Source organism: Sphingomonas sp. IC-11, assembly GCF_021043365.1.
Classification (GTDB): Bacteria; Pseudomonadota; Alphaproteobacteria; order Sphingomonadales; family Sphingomonadaceae; genus Sphingomonas.
The window spans coordinates 167,473-183,453 of sequence record NZ_JAJNDU010000005.1 but is presented as its reverse complement, the minus strand read 5'-3'; the positions used below and the strand labels follow the sequence as shown (position 1 = coordinate 183,453).

General features: G+C 66.4%; 13 protein-coding genes and 1 tRNA gene. 6 read left to right on the top strand and 8 right to left on the bottom strand.

Going from position 1 to position 15,981, the window contains the following annotated elements; genetic code table 11:
• Window positions 1-38: 38 nt before the first annotated feature.
• Complete coding sequence (locus LQ954_RS14665) at window positions 39-671, bottom strand: YbhB/YbcL family Raf kinase inhibitor-like protein (protein WP_227772199.1); 633 nt, start codon at window positions 669-671, stop codon at window positions 39-41.
• Between the two features lie 42 nt (window positions 672-713).
• Here LQ954_RS14665 and LQ954_RS14660 point away from each other — a divergent pair, with 42 nt between their 5' ends.
• Window positions 714-1,157: a DUF1810 domain-containing protein gene (locus LQ954_RS14660; RefSeq protein ID WP_231023785.1), complete on the top strand. Its 444-nt coding sequence runs from the start codon at window positions 714-716 to the stop codon at window positions 1,155-1,157.
• A gap of 108 nt (window positions 1,158-1,265) precedes the next feature.
• Window positions 1,266-2,684 carry a S41 family peptidase gene (locus tag LQ954_RS14655; protein ID WP_269142349.1) on the top strand — a complete coding sequence of 473 codons (1,419 nt, stop codon included), beginning with the start codon at window positions 1,266-1,268 and terminating at the stop codon, window positions 2,682-2,684.
• 49 nt (window positions 2,685-2,733) lie between these two features.
• Here LQ954_RS14655 and pepN read toward each other — a convergent pair whose 3' ends face one another.
• Window positions 2,734-5,328, bottom strand: coding sequence for an aminopeptidase N (pepN, locus tag LQ954_RS14650; protein WP_231023783.1), 2,595 nt, complete (start codon window positions 5,326-5,328; stop codon window positions 2,734-2,736).
• Window positions 5,329-5,556: 228 nt separating this feature from the next.
• Between pepN and LQ954_RS14645 the strand changes: the two genes are divergently transcribed.
• Together LQ954_RS14645 and LQ954_RS14640 are read left to right on the top strand one after the other, a co-directional pair.
• On the top strand, window positions 5,557-7,191 hold the full coding sequence (locus LQ954_RS14645; protein WP_231023781.1) for a M28 family metallopeptidase: 1,635 nt from the start codon (window positions 5,557-5,559) through the stop codon (window positions 7,189-7,191).
• A 240-nt stretch (window positions 7,192-7,431) separates the two neighbouring features.
• Window positions 7,432-8,247, top strand: coding sequence for an NAD(P)-dependent oxidoreductase (locus tag LQ954_RS14640; protein WP_231023780.1), 816 nt, complete (start codon window positions 7,432-7,434; stop codon window positions 8,245-8,247).
• Here LQ954_RS14640 and LQ954_RS14635 read toward each other — a convergent pair.
• The 4 genes from LQ954_RS14635 to nadB form a co-directional block, all read right to left on the bottom strand.
• Window positions 8,157-9,074, bottom strand: coding sequence for a DMT family transporter (locus tag LQ954_RS14635; protein ID WP_231023779.1), 918 nt, complete (start codon window positions 9,072-9,074; stop codon window positions 8,157-8,159). The genes LQ954_RS14640 and LQ954_RS14635 overlap by 91 nt on opposite strands.
• A gap of 176 nt (window positions 9,075-9,250) precedes the next feature.
• Entirely contained in the window at window positions 9,251-10,255 is a 1,005-nt protein-coding gene (locus LQ954_RS14630) for a threonine aldolase family protein (RefSeq protein WP_231023778.1), read from the bottom strand.
• 46 nt (window positions 10,256-10,301) lie between these two features.
• On the bottom strand, window positions 10,302-11,417 hold the full coding sequence (locus LQ954_RS14625) for a serine hydrolase (RefSeq protein ID WP_231023777.1): 1,116 nt from the start codon (window positions 11,415-11,417) through the stop codon (window positions 10,302-10,304).
• A 121-nt stretch (window positions 11,418-11,538) separates the two neighbouring features.
• Entirely contained in the window at window positions 11,539-13,119 is a 1,581-nt protein-coding gene (nadB, locus tag LQ954_RS14620) for an L-aspartate oxidase (protein WP_227772191.1), read from the bottom strand.
• 187 nt (window positions 13,120-13,306) lie between these two features.
• On the opposite strand from nadB, the gene LQ954_RS14615 reads away from it, so the two are divergent.
• Window positions 13,307-15,109 carry an aminopeptidase P family protein gene (locus tag LQ954_RS14615; RefSeq protein ID WP_231023776.1) on the top strand — a complete coding sequence of 601 codons (1,803 nt, stop codon included), beginning with the start codon at window positions 13,307-13,309 and terminating at the stop codon, window positions 15,107-15,109.
• Between the two features lie 60 nt (window positions 15,110-15,169).
• Here the strand turns inward: LQ954_RS14615 and LQ954_RS14610 are convergent, their stop codons facing one another.
• Window positions 15,170-15,322 (bottom strand): hypothetical protein, encoded by a 153-nt coding sequence (locus LQ954_RS14610; RefSeq protein WP_227772189.1) that lies wholly within the window; start codon window positions 15,320-15,322, stop codon window positions 15,170-15,172.
• Between the two features lie 88 nt (window positions 15,323-15,410).
• On the opposite strand from LQ954_RS14610, the gene LQ954_RS14605 reads away from it, so the two are divergent.
• Window positions 15,411-15,485, top strand: a tRNA-Thr gene (locus LQ954_RS14605).
• A gap of 12 nt (window positions 15,486-15,497) precedes the next feature.
• Here the strand turns inward: LQ954_RS14605 and LQ954_RS14600 are convergent.
• Complete coding sequence (locus LQ954_RS14600; RefSeq protein ID WP_227772188.1) at window positions 15,498-15,980, bottom strand: PaaI family thioesterase; 483 nt, start codon at window positions 15,978-15,980, stop codon at window positions 15,498-15,500.
• Window position 15,981: the final 1 nt, after the last annotated feature.

Below are 15,981 nucleotides of genomic sequence, written 5' to 3'. Positions count from 1 at the left end.
GCTCTGGGCGCCGTCGTGGGCGCCTGCGCACTACTTGCCTATGTGGATGTCGCGGCCACTGTCGTTTGAGCGTGCCCGACCAGGGCTTCCTCACCACGGGAGTAGGTGCCGATCAGCAGTCCGGCAGCCAGCACATGCCCGGCCATGGCCCGTACGAGGGCCGAACGGCCGGGCGACTGGCCGGGATCTTCGACCCCTTCGTCCAGCGCGAACAGCTGGAACACATAACGATGTTCTCCATGGCCCGTCGGCGGGTCCGGCGGGAGCCAGCCTTCGCCAAGAAACGAATTGCGCCCGACATCTCCGGTGTCAGACATCCCGGCGCCGTCTGCGACGATCGCCCCTTCGGGTAATCGCCCGGTATCCGGTGCCATACCCCAGACGATCGCATGGACCAGCGGCTGCGGCGCAGGCGCATCTGCATCCTCGACCAGCAAGGCCAGCGACGCGGTGCCCGCGGGCAGCGCACCCCAGACCAGCGGCGGCGACACGCCCTCCCCATCAGCGGTGAAGCGCGGCGGCAGGCGTGCGTCCTGCGCAAAGGCCGGGCTGGACAGATCAATCGCCGCGAAACGTCCGCCGAGTTCAGGTTGAACGATCGCGAGCTTGCTGGCGCCGGCACGCACATTGCCAAGGCTGCGCCCCAACCAGGCGGGAATATGTTCAAGCATGGCCACTCCTTCAGCCGGATCAACGCACCAGCCGCATCTGCGATGCGCACCATGCGTTCAGCGGTCATGGCCGACCCGTTCGATCTCGCCCGCTTCCTGGAAGCGCAGGAGCTCACCTACCCCGCCGCTCTGGCGGAGCTGCGCCGCGGCCGGAAGACGACCCACTGGATGTGGTTTGTCTTTCCGCAGCTGCGCGATCTCGGCCGAAGCACTACCGCCCGCCATTTCGGCATTCGGTCGATCGCGGAAGCACGCGCCTATCTCGAGCACCCGCTGCTCGGCGCTCGGCTGATCGAGGCCTGTGACGCGCTGCTCGGCGCCGAGGGTGAGGCAGAAGCGATCCTCGGCAGCGTCGATGCGATGAAGCTGCGCTCGTCGATGACCCTGTTCGCCGCGGCGGCTGACGATCCGTCCGCCTTCGAGCGCGTTCTTTCCCGCTTTTTCAACGGCGAACGCGATCCGCTCACGATCGATTTGCTTGGCTGATCCACCCCGGCTTGTTGCGCTGGCGCCGACAATCAGACGTGCTACTCCCTGCGCAACACGGGGGGAGCCAAGTTAGTGACACGTCGACTTACCGCAGCGGTTTGCGCCATGAGCTTGCTGGCAGGATGCGGGGGCGACGGCGGCAGCAGCAGCACCCCGATAGCCAACTCCCCCTCACCCACGCCGACGCCGACGCCCACCAGCGTTGCCGGCTGTTCGCTTCAGGATCGAAAGGCATGGGCCGCAGCCGAGCTGCGCGAATGGTATCTGTTCCCGGACACGCTGCCCACCAGCCTCGACCCGGCGCCCTTCGCCAGCGTCGATGACTATATCGATGCCATAACGGCGACGGCGCGCGCCCAGAACAAGGACCGCTATTTCACCTACCTGACGTCGATTGCCGAGGAGAATGCCTATTACGACTCGGGATCGAGCGCGGGTTACGGCTTCCGGCTCGGCATCAATGCAAGCGTCGGACGAATGTTCGTGATCGAAGCGTTCGAGGGCACCCCCGCGCTCGAAGCCGGCCTTGACCGCGGCACGGAGATTGTCGCGATCGGCCAACCCGGCGGTACGTTGCGGACCGTCAGCGCGCTTTTCGCGGACGGCGGGGCGCAGGCGGTCAGCAATGCGCTGGGTGGCTCGACCGCCGGTGTCGCGCGTGTCCTGCGGGTGCGCGCGCTCAGCGGCAGCGAACGCGAGGTGACACTGACGCCGCGCGACTTTGAACTCAGCCCGGTATCGTCCCGCTACGGCATCAAGATTCTGGAGGATGGTGGCCGCCGCGTCGGCTATATTAATCTGCGCACGTTCATCTCGACCGCAGATCAGCCGCTGCGCGACGGCTTTGGTCAGTTGCGCGCTGCCGGGATCACCGAACTGATTGTCGACCTGCGCTACAATGGCGGCGGGCTGCTTTCCACCGCGCGGCTGATGAACAACCTGCTGGGCGGCAATCGCCAGACCAGCGACGTGCTTGGCTACACCACGTTCCGGCGCGAAAAATCGTCCGAGAACAGCACGGACTATTTCCTGCCGCAGCCGCAATCGGTGTCGCCGACCAAGATCGCTTTTATCGGCACGCAAGGAACCGCCTCGGCAAGCGAAGTGGTGATCAACGCAATGATCCCGTACCTGCGCGGCAATGTCGCGCTGATCGGCACCAATACCTATGGAAAGCCGGTTGGGCAGACGGCGCGCGACAAGCCGGCATGTGACGATCGCCTTCGAGTGGTGGCGCTCACCACCCAGAACGCCGATCGCCAGGGGGATTACTACAACGGCCTCGCGCCGTTCATGCCGGCGACCTGCGAGGCGGTGGACGACCTGTCGTACCAGCTGGGCGACCCGCGCGAGGCGTCCGTACAGCAGGCGCTGGCGTTCCTGAATGGCCGCAGCTGCACCCGGATTGGCGGCGCCGCGGCCACGGCTTCGGCGGCAAGGGTGCGGAATGTCGCGGTGAAGCAGGCGCTGCTCACCCCGATGCGCCCGAGCACGATCCAGCGGGAAACGCCGGGCGCATTCTGATTTTGCCGCCCTGCCGTTGCTAACGGCAGGGCGCACAGCGTTGGCGCGGTCAGCCCTCGAGGCTCTTGGAAGCCTGTTCGAACAGATCCTTGGACAGGCCTGGCGTACTCACGATCCGCTGCAGCTCGGCGCGCATCAAGGCCGCGCGGGCCGCATCGAAACGGCGCCAGCGTCCCAGCGGCGGCAGCAGCTTTGCCGCCGTTTGCGGATTCAGCCGGTCGAGCGCGATCAGTTGATCGGCCAGGAAGCGATAGCCGGCGCCATCGGCCTGATTGAACGCCCGCTGGTTGACCGCGAAGGCGCCGATCAGGCTGCGTGCCCGGTTCGGATTGGCAAGCGTGAAGCTGGGATGTTCGGCCAGCGCCTTGACCGCCGCAAGCGTATCGTCGCGCGTGGACAGCGCCTGGGTCTGGAACCACTTGTCCAGCACCAGCGGGTTATCGGAATAGCGGTTGTAGAAGATATCCAGCGCCGCCTCGCGCAGGTCGCTACGCCCGTTCACCAGCGTGCTGAGCGCACCCTGCCGATCGGTCATGTTATCGGCGCGCTCGAACTGGCGGAACGCCAGCGCTGCTGCGTCGCTTGCTCCCGATGCGGCGATATAGCCGAGGGCCACGTTCCGGATCCGGCGCGCGCCCTTGGCCGCCGGCGTATAGGCGTAGGCCGCACCGGTGGTGTTCGCCTCGTAAATGTCGCGCCAGCGGTCGCCCAGCATTCTGCCGAGATCAGCGCGCAATGCCTCGCGCGCCCGATAGATTGCCTCGGGATCGACGACGTTGAGCTGATCGCCGACGAAGCTTTCGGACGGCAGCAGAACCGCTTCGGCGATGAAGGCCGGGTCAAGCGCCGGGTCATCCAGCGTGTCGGCGACGGCATCGATGACACCGCGGTGGTCGGCGCCGCCTTCCACCGCACCCGCCACCAGCGTGTCCAGCATCAGCTGCTGCATCGCCTCGTACCGCGCGAACGGATCATCATCATGCCGGGCAAGGAAGGCGAGGTCGCTGGCCGTCCGGTCGCTTTCGATGGTGACCGGTGCAGAAAAGCCGCGGTTGATCGACAGAACAGGCCGTTCGGCCACCCCTTCGAAGACGATGGACTCATTCGCCTGATCCAGCAGCACCAGCTGCTCCGGCCCCAGCGGCTGGCCTGTCTCCGCACCGAACAGGCGGATGCGCAACGGCAGCACCATCGGCTCCTTGCTCGATTGGCCCGGGGTCGGCGGCACATGCTGCGCCAGCCGAAGCGTCGCGCGACCACCCTCGTGATCCAGGCTGGCCGAAACCCGCGGCGTGCCCGCCTGGCTGTACCACAAGCGGAAGCGCGACAGATCGACCCCGCCGCCCTCTTCCATGCAGCGGACGAAATCCTCGCACGTCGCGGCGGTGCCGTCGAAACGATCGAAATACAGGTCGCACGCCGTCCGGAACCGCTCGGGGCCGAGGATGGTGGCCATCATCCGGATCAGCTCGGCGCCCTTGTTGTAGATCGTCGAGGTGTAGAAATTGGAGATCTCGATATAGCTCTCCGGGCGTACGGGATGCGCGAGCGGCCCGGCATCCTCCGGAAACTGGCTGGCGCGCAGGCCCCGCACATCCTCGATTCGCTTCACCGCGGCCGACCCCTGATCGGCCGAAAAGCCCTGGTCGCGAAAGACGGTGAAACCTTCCTTCAGCGACAGCTGGAACCAGTCGCGGCAAGTGATCCGGTTGCCGGACCAATTGTGGAAATATTCGTGGGCTACCACCGCGGCGATGGCATCGTAATCGTAATCGGTCGCGGTGTCGGGATCGGCCAGGATGTAGCGGCTGTTGAAGATGTTCAGCCCCTTGTTCTCCATCGCGCCGAAGTTGAAATCGTCCACCGCGACGATGTTGAACACGTCCAGATCATATTCGCGGCCATAGACACGCTCGTCCCAGGCCATCGACGTCTTTAGCGCATGGAGCGCATGATCGGTCTTGGGCAGATCGGCCGCCCGTACCCAGATGCCAAGCTGCACCTCGCGTCCCGACCGCGTCGTGAAGGTGCCCGCATTGCAGGCGAGATCGCCTGCCACCAGCGCGAACAGATAGGATGGCTTGGGAAACGGGTCGTGCCACTCGGCCCAGTGCGTTCCGTCACCGTTGTCGCCGCTGGCGATCGGATCGCCATTGGCCAGCAGCACGGGGTAACGCGCCTTGTCCGCTGTCATCCGCACCCGGTACGTCGCCAGCACGTCAGGCCGATCCGGGAAAAAGGTGATGCGCCGGAAGCCCTCCGCCTCGCATTGGGTGCACAGATTGCCGCCTGAGGAATAAAGCCCCATCAGCTGCGTATTCTGGTCGGGCGCGATCTCCACCTCGGTTTCGATCACATGCGCTGCCCCGCTCAGCGGGACGACGAGTTGATCGTCCTCGATGCGCCAGTCGTTCACCGCCACGCCATCAACGATCACCGCCAGCGGGGTGAGGCCATCGCCATCCAGCCGCAGCGGCTCGTCACCGTCGCCATTTCGCCTCACTTCCAGTCGTGCGCGCACCCGCGTCGCGCTCGGGTCCAGCGCAAAGTCCAGATCCACAGTCGGCACCAGCCACGCAGGCGGGCGATAGTCCTGGCGGCGCTTGATCGCAGGAGCGGCTGGGGCGGTGAGAACGTCGAGCATGATAGGAGATATAGACGGGGCGGCTTGTGGTTCCATCGCTAAAGCTTGCGGTGAAAGTCTTGGCTGCTACGTCTGGCGATCAGGTCCACTCCCCTTCGTTCGTGTCGAGTGCGGTGGAGACGTGTCGCAGGCTTTGACGTGCGGCACTTCTTCGAACGATGGCTGCCGTCATCCTGTGCGGTATGCGATCGAGCGTTTCCCGATGAACAAGGCTTTTTGGAAGCACGAATGCGCCGTTTGATCCTGGCCCTTTGCCTCACGTCCCTTCCCGTTTCCGCCATCGCCCAGAATGCCGCAGCCCCAGCTGCCGAAGCAGCGCTGTCCGCCGAGGCAGCCGCGATCAAGTCACACGTGATGTTCCTCGCTTCCGACGCGATGCGCGGGCGTGAGGCGGGCAGCCCGGAATATGACATTGCCGCCCAATATGTTGCCGCGCAATTCTTCGCCGCCGGGCTGAAGCCGGGCGGCGAGAAGGGCACCTACGCGCAGCAGGTGCCGCTCGTCGCCTACAAGCCCGATGGCCAGGGCACGCTCAGCATCACGGGACCGGCTGGTCAGACGGCGCTTGCCTTCGGCACCGACTACATCCCCTCGGCAAACCCGCGAGCCACGGAGACCAACGTGTCGGCGCCGGTCGTGTTCGTCGGCTACGGCATCGTTGCGCCCCAATATGGGCGGGACGATTACCGCGGCGTCGATGTGAAGGGGAAGATCGTCGCCTTTGTCAGCGGCTCGCCCTCCAAGATGACGGGTGAGGAGCGCGCGTGGCTCGGCTCGCCGACCACCAAGGCGCGCTTCGCCGCCGAGCGTGGCGCCGTCGGCACGATCACCCTCGTCACGCCCCGTTCCGACAAGCAGCGCCCGTTCGCACGGCTGGTCGAGGCGAATGGCCACACCCGCATGACCTGGGCCAATGCTGATGGCACCGGCCATGTCGAGGAAGGCGGCATCCCCACCCTTGCGACGCTGAGCCTCTCCGGCGCTCAGAAGCTTTTCGCGGGCGCTCGCACTCCGTGGGCCAAGGTCGCGCGTGAAGCCGACAAGGCGGACGCCAGCTTCAAGGCAGAGGCGCTTCCGACCGCCCTCGCCGTCACGACCAAGACCCAGTTCGACAAGGCACAGTCGTCCAACGTGGTCGGCGTGCTGCCCGGCAGCGATCCCGCTCTCGCGCGCGAGGTGGTGGTCCTGTCCGCGCACCTCGATCACGTCGGCGTCAGCGGCAAGGCGGATGACAAGATCCACAATGGCGCCCTGGACAATGCGATCGGCATCGCCAGCCTGATCGAGGAAGCGAAACGCTTCCAGAAGGAAGGCGCGACGAAGCGCACCATCCTGTTCCTGGCCGTCACGGCGGAGGAGAAGGGCCTGATCGGCAGCGATTATTTCGCCAACCATCCGACGGTCCCGGCGGATTCGATCATCGCCAACGTTAATCTCGACATGCCGATCCTCACCTACAAGTTCGAGGACATGGTGGCATTCGGCGGCGACCGCTCCACGCTCGGCCCGATCATCCGTCGTGCCGTGGAAGGTGCCGGCGTTGCGCTATCGCCCGATCCGATCCCGGACGAAGGCATTTTCGTGCGCTCCGATCACTTCCGCTTCGTGCAGAAGGGTGTGCCTTCCGTGTTCCTGTGGCCGGGCCAGAAGGGACCGGGCAAGGCAGCGGTGGAGCATTTCCTTTCCACCAATTACCACAAGCCCTCCGACGACCTGTCGCAGCCGATTCAATGGGAGGAAGGCGTACGCTTCGTGGACGTGAACTATCGCATCGCGCGCGACATCGCCGATGCTCCGTCGCGGCCGGTGTGGAACAAGGGCGATTACTTCGGCACGCTCTTCAAGGGGCCGATGGGGCAGTAATTCCCACTCCACCTCATGCGTTATGCCGGGCGCATCCCGGCATAACGCCCCGGACCCCGAACGCCTGTCGCAGAAACGCTCCGATGGCGCGGGGCGCGAACCGCGCATTCTGGCTGTCACCCCGGCCATGCGGCGAAGCTCAATCCTTTCGCCCACGCCGAGCCGCACGCGAAATCCGACACGTCACGGCGAACACCATGATGGGGTGACGCAACGCTCATCGCTGCGATAACAGGCCCCATGCGCCTGTTCATCTTCGGCCTCGGTTATGCCGCCAGCGCGATCGCCGATGCGAGCGGCTGGCCGATCCTCGCCACCACGCGCGATGGTCGCGCCGGCACGATCCGGTTCGACGATGATGCCGCGGTCCGCGCCGGCCTTGCCGCTGCAACGCACGTTCTCTCCTCCGTGCCGCCGGGGGAGAATGACCCCGTCCTCGCCCGTTATGGCGATGCGCTGGACGGACGCTGGCTCGGCTATCTCTCCTCCACCGGCGTCTATGGCGACGCTGGCGGCGCATGGGTCGACGAAAGCGCGCCTATCCGTGGTCGCCGGCCGGCGCGCAATGCGGCGGACGCCGCCTGGCTCGCGCACGGCGCGCGCGTCTTCCGCCTGCCCGGCATTTATGGACCGGGTCGCTCGCCACTGGACCGGGTTGCTGCCGGCACCGCCCACCGCACCCGTCTTGCCGATCAGGTGTTCAGCCGGATTCACGTGGCCGACATCGCCAGTGGCGTCGTCGCCGGCTTCACTGCGCCGCCGGGCGCCTACAACCTCGCTGATGACTTGCCGACCAGCCAGGATTGCGTGATCGAGCAAGCCGCCGCCATGTTGGGCGTACCGCCACCGGCAGTTGTCGAACTGGCGAGCCTGTCGCCCGCCGCCCGCGCCTTTTATGCGGAGAACCGGCGTGTCGCGAATGGAAAGGCAAAGCGGGTGCTCGGCTGGCGCCCGCTTTATCCCGATTACCGATTGGGCCTGCGCGCCGTGAGCGCGACAATGAGCCCAGCTGCGGCCAGCGCCGCGCCGGCCGCCGCCAAAAGCGACCAGCGATAGCCCTCGAACATCGTCGACAGCGCCATGGCGATCACTGGCACGATGACGCTGGAATAAGCCGCCTTGGCCGGCCCGATGATGCGGATCACCCCGAAATAAAGCGGAAAGGCCAAGGCCGAGGCGAAGATCCCGAGGTACAGGATCCCGGCGACATAGCCGAGCCGCCACTCCATCACCGGCGGACCCACCGTGAACCACGCCCACACCGCATCGAATGTGCCGCCCAAGAGCATGGCAATGGCCGTGGTACGCAGCATCGGATAGGCCCGCGCCGTCTCCGTACCCTGCATCACATTCGCGCTCGAAGCGGACAGGATGGCACATAAGGTCAGGCCGATCCCCACCAGCGAGGCGGTCGGCCCATTGGGATCGCTGCGGATCTCGTGGATGAACAGCAGCGCGACGCCCGCCATCGCAATCGCGGAGCCAATGACGAGCTGCCGGCCCAACCGCTGCCCCAGGAAGATCCGGCCGAACAGCGAGTTGGGAATCAGCAGCAGCGCAAACACCACCGCCACGAGGCCCGAGGTGATGAACTGCTCGGCGCGATAGACGAAGTTGAAGTTAAGGACGAACTGCGCAAGGCCCAGTGCGGCGGCGAAGGCAAACCCGCGCGCGTCGATCTTACCCGGCTCCCGCCGGATCGCCGCCCAGATGAACAACGCCAGCCCGGCCACCAGAAAGCGGTAGCTGACCGACCACGACGGCGGCACCACGCCAAGCTGATCGCGAATGACCAGCCAGGTCGATCCCCAGATCAACGTCACGATCCCGAAGGGGATCAGCACGCGGGCGCGTGTCGATTGCGGGGGAGGTTGGGCGGTCATGATCGTGCGCTATGCCGCCGCCACCAGAAAAACAACGTCACGCCGGTCAGTTGGCGCAACTCGGCACAGGGGTGATCCTGCATCCGCGGACCCGTTGCTTCATCGCCCGGCTATTCCGCATGCCGTGAACGCCGGGACAAGGCCGCCGGATGGCGCCGACAGCCCCGGCGAATGGGTCACCCCAGCGCCGCGATCGCCTCCGCCAGCGGCCGGATATCCTCGGCCCGCTGGTTCCACGACACCACCAGCCGCGCCTCGCCGGGACTCCAATCGTAAAAGTCGAAGCCCTTGCTGCGCAGCGATGCCGCTTCCTCCGCGGTGACGCGCAGGAACACTTCGTTCGCCTCCACCGGATGCACCAGCCGCGTGCCGGCGGCGGCGGCGATCAGCGCCGCGCCCTCGTTCGCGTTGCGCGCATTCGCCAGCCAGCGGTCCTCCTCCAGCAGCGCGAGGATCTGCGCGGCGAGATAGCGGCCCTTGGAAAACAGCAGGCCCGCCCGCTTGCGGCGATATCGGCTCGCCTCAACCAGCCCGCGCTTGAAGAACACCAGGGCCTCGGCGCCCATGCCGCCGTTCTTGACGAAGCCGAAGCTGAGCGCCGTGACGCCCGCGCGCCACGTCATGTCAGCGGGCGAGCAATCCGCGTGAACCAGTGCATTGGCGAAGCGCGCGCCGTCCATGTGAAGCGCGAGGCCACGCTCGGCCGCCAGCGCGCCGATCGCCGCGACCTCCGCCGGCTGATAGACGAGGCCATATTCCGTCGCATTGGTGATGGAGATCGCATGCGGCTGCACCTGGTGAACATCGGTGCGGATCGTCGCCAGCAGCGAGTTGAGGCTTTCGGGCGTCAGCTTCGCGCCCTCGCCGTCCGCCAGCAGCAGCTTTGCACCATGGGTGTAGAATTCCGGCGCGCCGCATTCGTCATTCTGGATATGCGCGTCATGGTGGCACAGCACCGCACCATGCGGGGGGCAGAGCGCGGCGAGCGCGAGGCAGTTCGCCGCCGTGCCCGTCGGTACCCACAGCACCTCCACCTCCGTCTCGAACAGCGCCGACAATCGCGCGTCCAGCATGCCGGACCAGCGATCACCATCGTATGCCGTGTCGAGCACATCCGCCTGGGCAATGGCGGTGAGAACGGCGGGATGGACGGGGGCGGCGTTGTCGGAAAAGAAGCGCATGCCCGGCGCCTTGCTGCGGCCACTCCGCCTCGTCAATCGATACAGATCAGCTTTCCGGCTCGTCCGCCTCGCGCGATGCGATCGCCGGCCCGCGATAGCCCGTAACGGTGGCCGCCACCGCCTGGATCAGCTGCTGACGATCGCGCATCGGCCGCTGGGTATCGCCGATCATCACTGCCACGGCGTAGCGGCGACCCTCGGGCGAGGTCAGCAGGCCGACATCGTTGAACCCTGCGTTGCGTCGGCCCAGTTCCTGCCCGGTTCCCGTCTTGTGCGCCAGCGTCCAGCCGGGCGCCGCACCCGCCCGCAGCCGCGCCCGCCCGGTGCGGCTGGATTCCATGGTGGAGATCAAGAGGCGCGTCGAGGTTTCGGAAAGCAGCTCGCCACGGGCCAGCCTCGCCAGCGCGTCGGCAATGGCCAGCGGGGCGGCGCCATCGGGGGGATTGTCGATATACGCCTGCAAGGCCGCCTGACGCACGGCAGGATCAAGGCGGGCGCGCATGATCGAGAACGTGTTGCCGACGCTCATCGACTGGTCCCACGTCAACCCGGCCGTTTTCGCCTGCAACATCCGCTCGCCCGGTCCGAAGCGGATGTCGCCCAGCTGCTTGCGCTCAATGAAGGCGCGCACCGCGGACGGCCCGCCCACCAGCGTCAGCAGCCGATCGTTCGCCGTATTGTCGCTCTGCGTCAGCGCGCGGTGCAACAGGTCGCCGACCGTGGTGTTCCAGACGCCGTTCTTCACCAGATAAGCGATCGGCTGGTGGAAAACCGTCAGGTCGGACGGCGTCAGCGTCACCGCATCGTCAAGCCGCAACCGGCCGGCGTCGCGCTGATCGAGCACCGTCATCGCGACCCACAGCTTGCTTACGCTTTGTTGCGGCAGGGGCCGCCGCCCCCCCGCCTCCACGGTCCACCCTTCGTCCACCGCACGCACCGCCACGCCCGCAATCCCGGGGAATTCGCGCACCAGCTGGCTGATCGATGCTTCCAGCGCCCGCGGCGCCCGGTTCACCGGCAGCGGCGTCGGCTTGGGCACGGGGATCGCAACGACATAGGCGGGCGCCGGGGCCACCGGCCCGGCGGCATGCGAGGGACGCTCGTCGACACCGCAACTGCTCAGTGAAAGCAGCGCCACTCCAGCGATCAATCGTCCGATCATCGTCCGCTGTGCCCCCGAGCAGTCGTGAGCAAACAGGCTATCCCAAAAGTCACCATTGAAAACCGGCACTTACCGGCTCTGCGGTGAACCGCGCCTGACGCGCGACCAGAGGAGTCGGCGACTACGGAACCAGAACGGTATCTACGGGCACATCAAGTGTTTGCGGATAATCGAGGGTGTAGTGGAGCCCCCGGCTTTCCTGCCGGTGCAGCGCCGAACGCACGATCAGCTCCGCAGTCTGCAACAGGTTGCGCAGTTCAATCAGGTCCGGGGTCACGCGGAAGTGGCCGTAATAATCCTCCACTTCGCCCGTCAGCATCTTGATGCGGTGCTGCGCCCGCTGAAGCCGCTTGGTGGTGCGCACGATGCCGACGTAATTCCACATGAAGCGCCGGATCTCGGTCCAGTTCTGCTTGATCACGACTTCTTCGTCCGAATCGGTGACGCGGCTTTCATCCCACGGCCGGATCGGCGGCACCGGGCGCAGATCGTCCCAGCAGGCGGCGATGTGATTGGCTGCAGCCTCGCCGAACACGAAACATTCCAGCAGCGAGTTGGACGCGAGCCGGTTGGCGCCATGCAGCCCGCTTTCGGTGCACTCGCCGGCCGCATAGAGATTGGGCAGGTCAGTGCGCCCGTCGCGATCCACGATGATCCCGCCGCAGGTGTAATGCTGCGCCGGCACGACGGGAATGGGCTGCATCGTCATGTCGATGCCCAGCCCCATCAGCTTGTCGTGGATATTGGGGAAATGCCCGCGCACGAAATCGGCAGGCTGATGGCTGATGTCGAGATGGACGTAATCAAGGCCGTAGCGCTTGATCTCGGCGTCGATCGCCCGCGCCACCACGTCGCGGGGCGCCAGTTCCAGCCGCTCGGCATCATAATCCACCATGAAGCGGTGGCCGTTCAGCGGATTGATCAGCCGCCCGCCCTCGCCGCGTACCGCCTCGGTGATCAAGAAGTTCTTGACGTCGAGATTGTAGAGGCAGGTAGGGTGAAACTGCATCATCTCCATGTTGGAGACGCGGCAGCCCGCCCGCCATGCCATCGCGATGCCGTCCCCGGTTGCGCCGCGCGGCGCCGTGGAGAACAGATACGTGCGCCCCGCCCCCCCGGTGGCGAGGATCGTCGCCCGCGCGGTGTACAGGTTCACGCGCCCGGTCCTGCGATCCACCGCATAGACACCCCAGACATTCCCAGCGCCGGAATAGCGCTCCTCATGCCGGCTGGTGGCAAGGTCGATCGCGACCTGATCGGGCACCAGAGTGATATTGGGATGTGCCTCCGCCGCCTTCTGCAACGCTTCCTGCACCGCCCAGCCAGTGGCGTCGTCGACATGCACGATGCGGCGGTGCGAATGCCCACCTTCGCGCGTCAGGTGGAGCGCGTCCCCATCCTGCGCGAACGGCACACCCAGCTTCTGCAGGCGCGCGATCGCGGCGGGCGCATTTTCGACCACGAACTCCACGATCTCGCGGTCGTTGAGCCCGGCGCCCGCGACCATCGTGTCCTCGACATGATTTTCGAACGTGTCGCCCGGCTCCAGCACTGCGGCGATACCGCCCTGCGCCCATGCCGTGGAGCCTTCGTTGAGCGCCCCTTTGGCAAGCACCGTCACCTGAAAGCGATCGGCGAGGTTGAGCGCTGCGGTAAGCCCGGCGGCGCCGGATCCGACGATCAGGACGTCGCTGCTGGTCATGCGTCTGGCGAGAAGAAGCGGAGCATCGGACCTGCATGGCACGAAGCGCGCGAACCTGCCATATCGGGCGCGCAACCAACCGTTCGTTCCGAACCAGCCGCCGGCGATTGCGCCCGCCCTCCCCCGTCAACGGGCGCCGCTGCGGCAGGCTCGGGCATGAACGCAACGACAGGCTCGAAGGAAGACGATGTCCACCCATTCCGCCCGCCTTGCCGCGCTCCGCGACCAGCTTTCGCGCCAGCAGCTCGACGGCTTCGTCGTGCCGCTAACCGATGAGCACATGAGCGAATATGTCGGCGCCTATGCCCAGCGGCTCGCCTGGCTCACCGGTTTCCAGGGATCGGCAGGCACCGCCGTGGTGCTGCCTGCCGAGGCCGCGATCTTCACCGATGGCCGCTACACGCTGCAAGTGCGCGAACAGGTGTCGGGCGACGATTGGCAGTTCGTGGGCGTGCCGGAGACCAGCGTTTCCACCTGGCTGGCGGGCCACGCCAAGCAGGGCGCGCGCATCGGCTATGATCCCTGGCTGCATACCCGTGCCTGGGTGGATGAGGCCGGAAAGGCGCTTGCTGCCATCAACGCCACCCTTGTCGCGGTGGACACCAACCCGGTCGATGCCGTGTGGCCCGACCAGCCCGCGCGCTCGGACGCGCAGCTCAGCGTCCACGACGACGCCAACGCCGGCCGCTCCTCCGCGGAAAAGCGTGCCGCCGTCGCCGACTGGCTTGCCGAGCAACAGGCAGATGCCGTGGTGCTCGCGTCGTTGGAATCGATTGCCTGGCTCCTGAACGTGCGCGGCGGCGACGTGTCCCGCACGCCGGTCGCGCTCGCCTATGCGGTGGTAAACGCCGACGGCACCGCCGATCTCTACGTCTCGCCCGAAAAGATGACGGACGCCGTGGCCCAGCATCTCGGAAACGCCGTGCGGGTTCATGACCGGCATGCGTTCGGCGCTGCCCTCGGCCGTTTCGCCGGCAAGCGCGTGGCGGTCGACCCCGCGCTGTCGGTTGCCGCCATCCCGCTCGCCATTGAGGCCGGTGGCGGTGAGGTGGTGGCGATGCGCGATCCCACCGTCATTCCGCGCGCCACGAAGAACGCGGTTGAGCGCGCCGGCCACCGCGCCGCCAGTATTCGCGACGGCGCGGCGCTGTCCCGCTTCCTGCGCTGGATCTCGATCGAAGCACCCAAGGGCGGTCAGACCGAGCTGTCGGCAGCGGCGAAGCTGGAGGAGTTCCGCCGCGAAACCGGCGTGCTGAAGGATCTGTCGTTCGACGCAATCTCGGCCACCGGCCCGCACGGCGCGATCCCGCACTATCACGTTACCGAGGAGTCGAGCCTGCCGATCGAGCCGGGCCAGCTCTACCTGATCGATTCGGGCGGCCAATATGTGGACGGCACCACCGATGTGACCCGCGTAGTGCCGATCGGCACGCCCACGGCGGAAATGCGCGATCGCTTCACCCGCGTGTTGAAGGGGCATATCGCGCTGGCCACCGCCGTCTTCCCGCATGGCACCACCGGCGCGCAGCTCGACGCGCTCGCGCGGCTTCCCTTGTGGCAGGCGGGGCTCGATTTCGCGCACGGCACAGGCCACGGCGTCGGCAGCTATCTGTCGGTGCATGAAGGGCCGGCGCGCATCGCCAAGCCAAGCTATCCCGGTAGTGGACCGTCGGAGCCGTTGCTGCCCGGCATGATCCTCTCCAACGAGCCGGGCTATTACAAGGCGGGCGAATACGGCATCCGCATCGAGAACCTGCTGCTGGTCGAGGAGCGCGACATCGCCGGCGGCGAATCCACGATGCTTGCGTTCGAAACGCTCACCCTTGCGCCGATCGACCGCGACCTCATCGATCCTGCCTTGATGACGCCGGCGGAACTCGGCTGGCTGAACGATTATCACGCCCGCGTCGCCGAAACGCTTGCCCCCGTGCTGGAGGGTGACGATCGCGTCTGGCTCATCGAACGGTGCGCGCCGATCGTTGCGGCCTGAATGCGGCCGGGCGGTGGTGGGCAGTGTTCAGCCGGCCGCCGCCTCCCGCAAACCGAGTCGCTATTCGGCAGGCGTCCCGCTCGACTCGGGTGGATGTGCCTCGCCATCGCTGGCCGGGGCGCCTGCCGTGCCCCGCGCCTGCGCCTTGCGCCGCCGCAGGTTGGCCCGCAGCGCGGCGGCCCGGCGGGCGTCCCGTTCGTCCTTGCTTTCCATGAACGCCGCTATCGCTTCGTGATAACGCCTTGACAATCCGTTCCCGCTCGTCTCTAGGGCGCCCTCGCCTGTGAACAGCGGGTCGAGTGCTGCCGTAGCTCAGTGGTAGAGCGCATCCTTGGTAAGGCTGAGGTCGTGAGTTCAATCCTCACCGGCAGCACCATTTTTCTTCCCGTCAGCCGGGCTGGCCGCTTTCCCGGTTCCTGTTGATCTTCTTGATCACGCCGGAAAAGCTCATCACCGCATCGCCTTCGTCGTCGATCGTACCGCGCACGAAGATCAGGCTGCGGCCTGCCTTCACCACCTCGCCCCGCGCGGTCAGCAGGCGATCAGGCCGCGCGCCACCAACGAACTCGGCGTTCAGCGTCGCCGTCACGCCATGAAACTCCGGCAGCACGGCCGAGGCGATCATGAACAGCGAAAAGTCTGCAAAGGTCAGCAGCGCGCCGCCATGGACATTGCCGCCGCCGTTGCGGTTCTTCGCCTGCGGGCGAAAGCCGCACTCAATGGTGCCGTCCGCATCATAACGCGCGAAAAATGGTCCCGTGTGATCCTCGAACGGATCGGTGCCTGGCCAGCGCAGCCAGCCCTGCCACTCCCCGTCCGTCACTGGCGTCAGCTTCACGCCGGCGGTTGCTGTGGTGGTATCCAGGATCATC

Bases quoted from the DNA above. Each gene is read 5' to 3' on its own strand.
- LQ954_RS14665 (WP_227772199.1), bottom strand. From the start codon at position 671: ATGCTTGAACATATTCCCGCCTGGTTGGGGCGCAGCCTTGGCAATGTG.
- LQ954_RS14660 (WP_231023785.1), top strand. From the start codon at position 714: ATGCGCACCATGCGTTCAGCGGTCATGGCCGACCCGTTCGATCTCGCC.
- LQ954_RS14655 (WP_269142349.1), top strand. From the start codon at position 1,266: ATGAGCTTGCTGGCAGGATGCGGGGGCGACGGCGGCAGCAGCAGCACC.
- pepN (WP_231023783.1), bottom strand. From the start codon at position 5,328: ATGCTCGACGTTCTCACCGCCCCAGCCGCTCCTGCGATCAAGCGCCGC.
- LQ954_RS14645 (WP_231023781.1), top strand. From the start codon at position 5,557: ATGCGCCGTTTGATCCTGGCCCTTTGCCTCACGTCCCTTCCCGTTTCC.
- LQ954_RS14640 (WP_231023780.1), top strand. From the start codon at position 7,432: ATGCGCCTGTTCATCTTCGGCCTCGGTTATGCCGCCAGCGCGATCGCC.
- LQ954_RS14635 (WP_231023779.1), bottom strand. From the start codon at position 9,074: ATGACCGCCCAACCTCCCCCGCAATCGACACGCGCCCGCGTGCTGATC.
- LQ954_RS14630 (WP_231023778.1), bottom strand. From the start codon at position 10,255: ATGCGCTTCTTTTCCGACAACGCCGCCCCCGTCCATCCCGCCGTTCTC.
- LQ954_RS14625 (WP_231023777.1), bottom strand. From the start codon at position 11,417: ATGATCGGACGATTGATCGCTGGAGTGGCGCTGCTTTCACTGAGCAGT.
- nadB (WP_227772191.1), bottom strand. From the start codon at position 13,119: ATGACCAGCAGCGACGTCCTGATCGTCGGATCCGGCGCCGCCGGGCTT.
- LQ954_RS14615 (WP_231023776.1), top strand. From the start codon at position 13,307: ATGTCCACCCATTCCGCCCGCCTTGCCGCGCTCCGCGACCAGCTTTCG.
- LQ954_RS14610 (WP_227772189.1), bottom strand. From the start codon at position 15,322: ATGGAAAGCAAGGACGAACGGGACGCCCGCCGGGCCGCCGCGCTGCGG.
- LQ954_RS14600 (WP_227772188.1), bottom strand. From the start codon at position 15,980: ATGATCCTGGATACCACCACAGCAACCGCCGGCGTGAAGCTGACGCCA.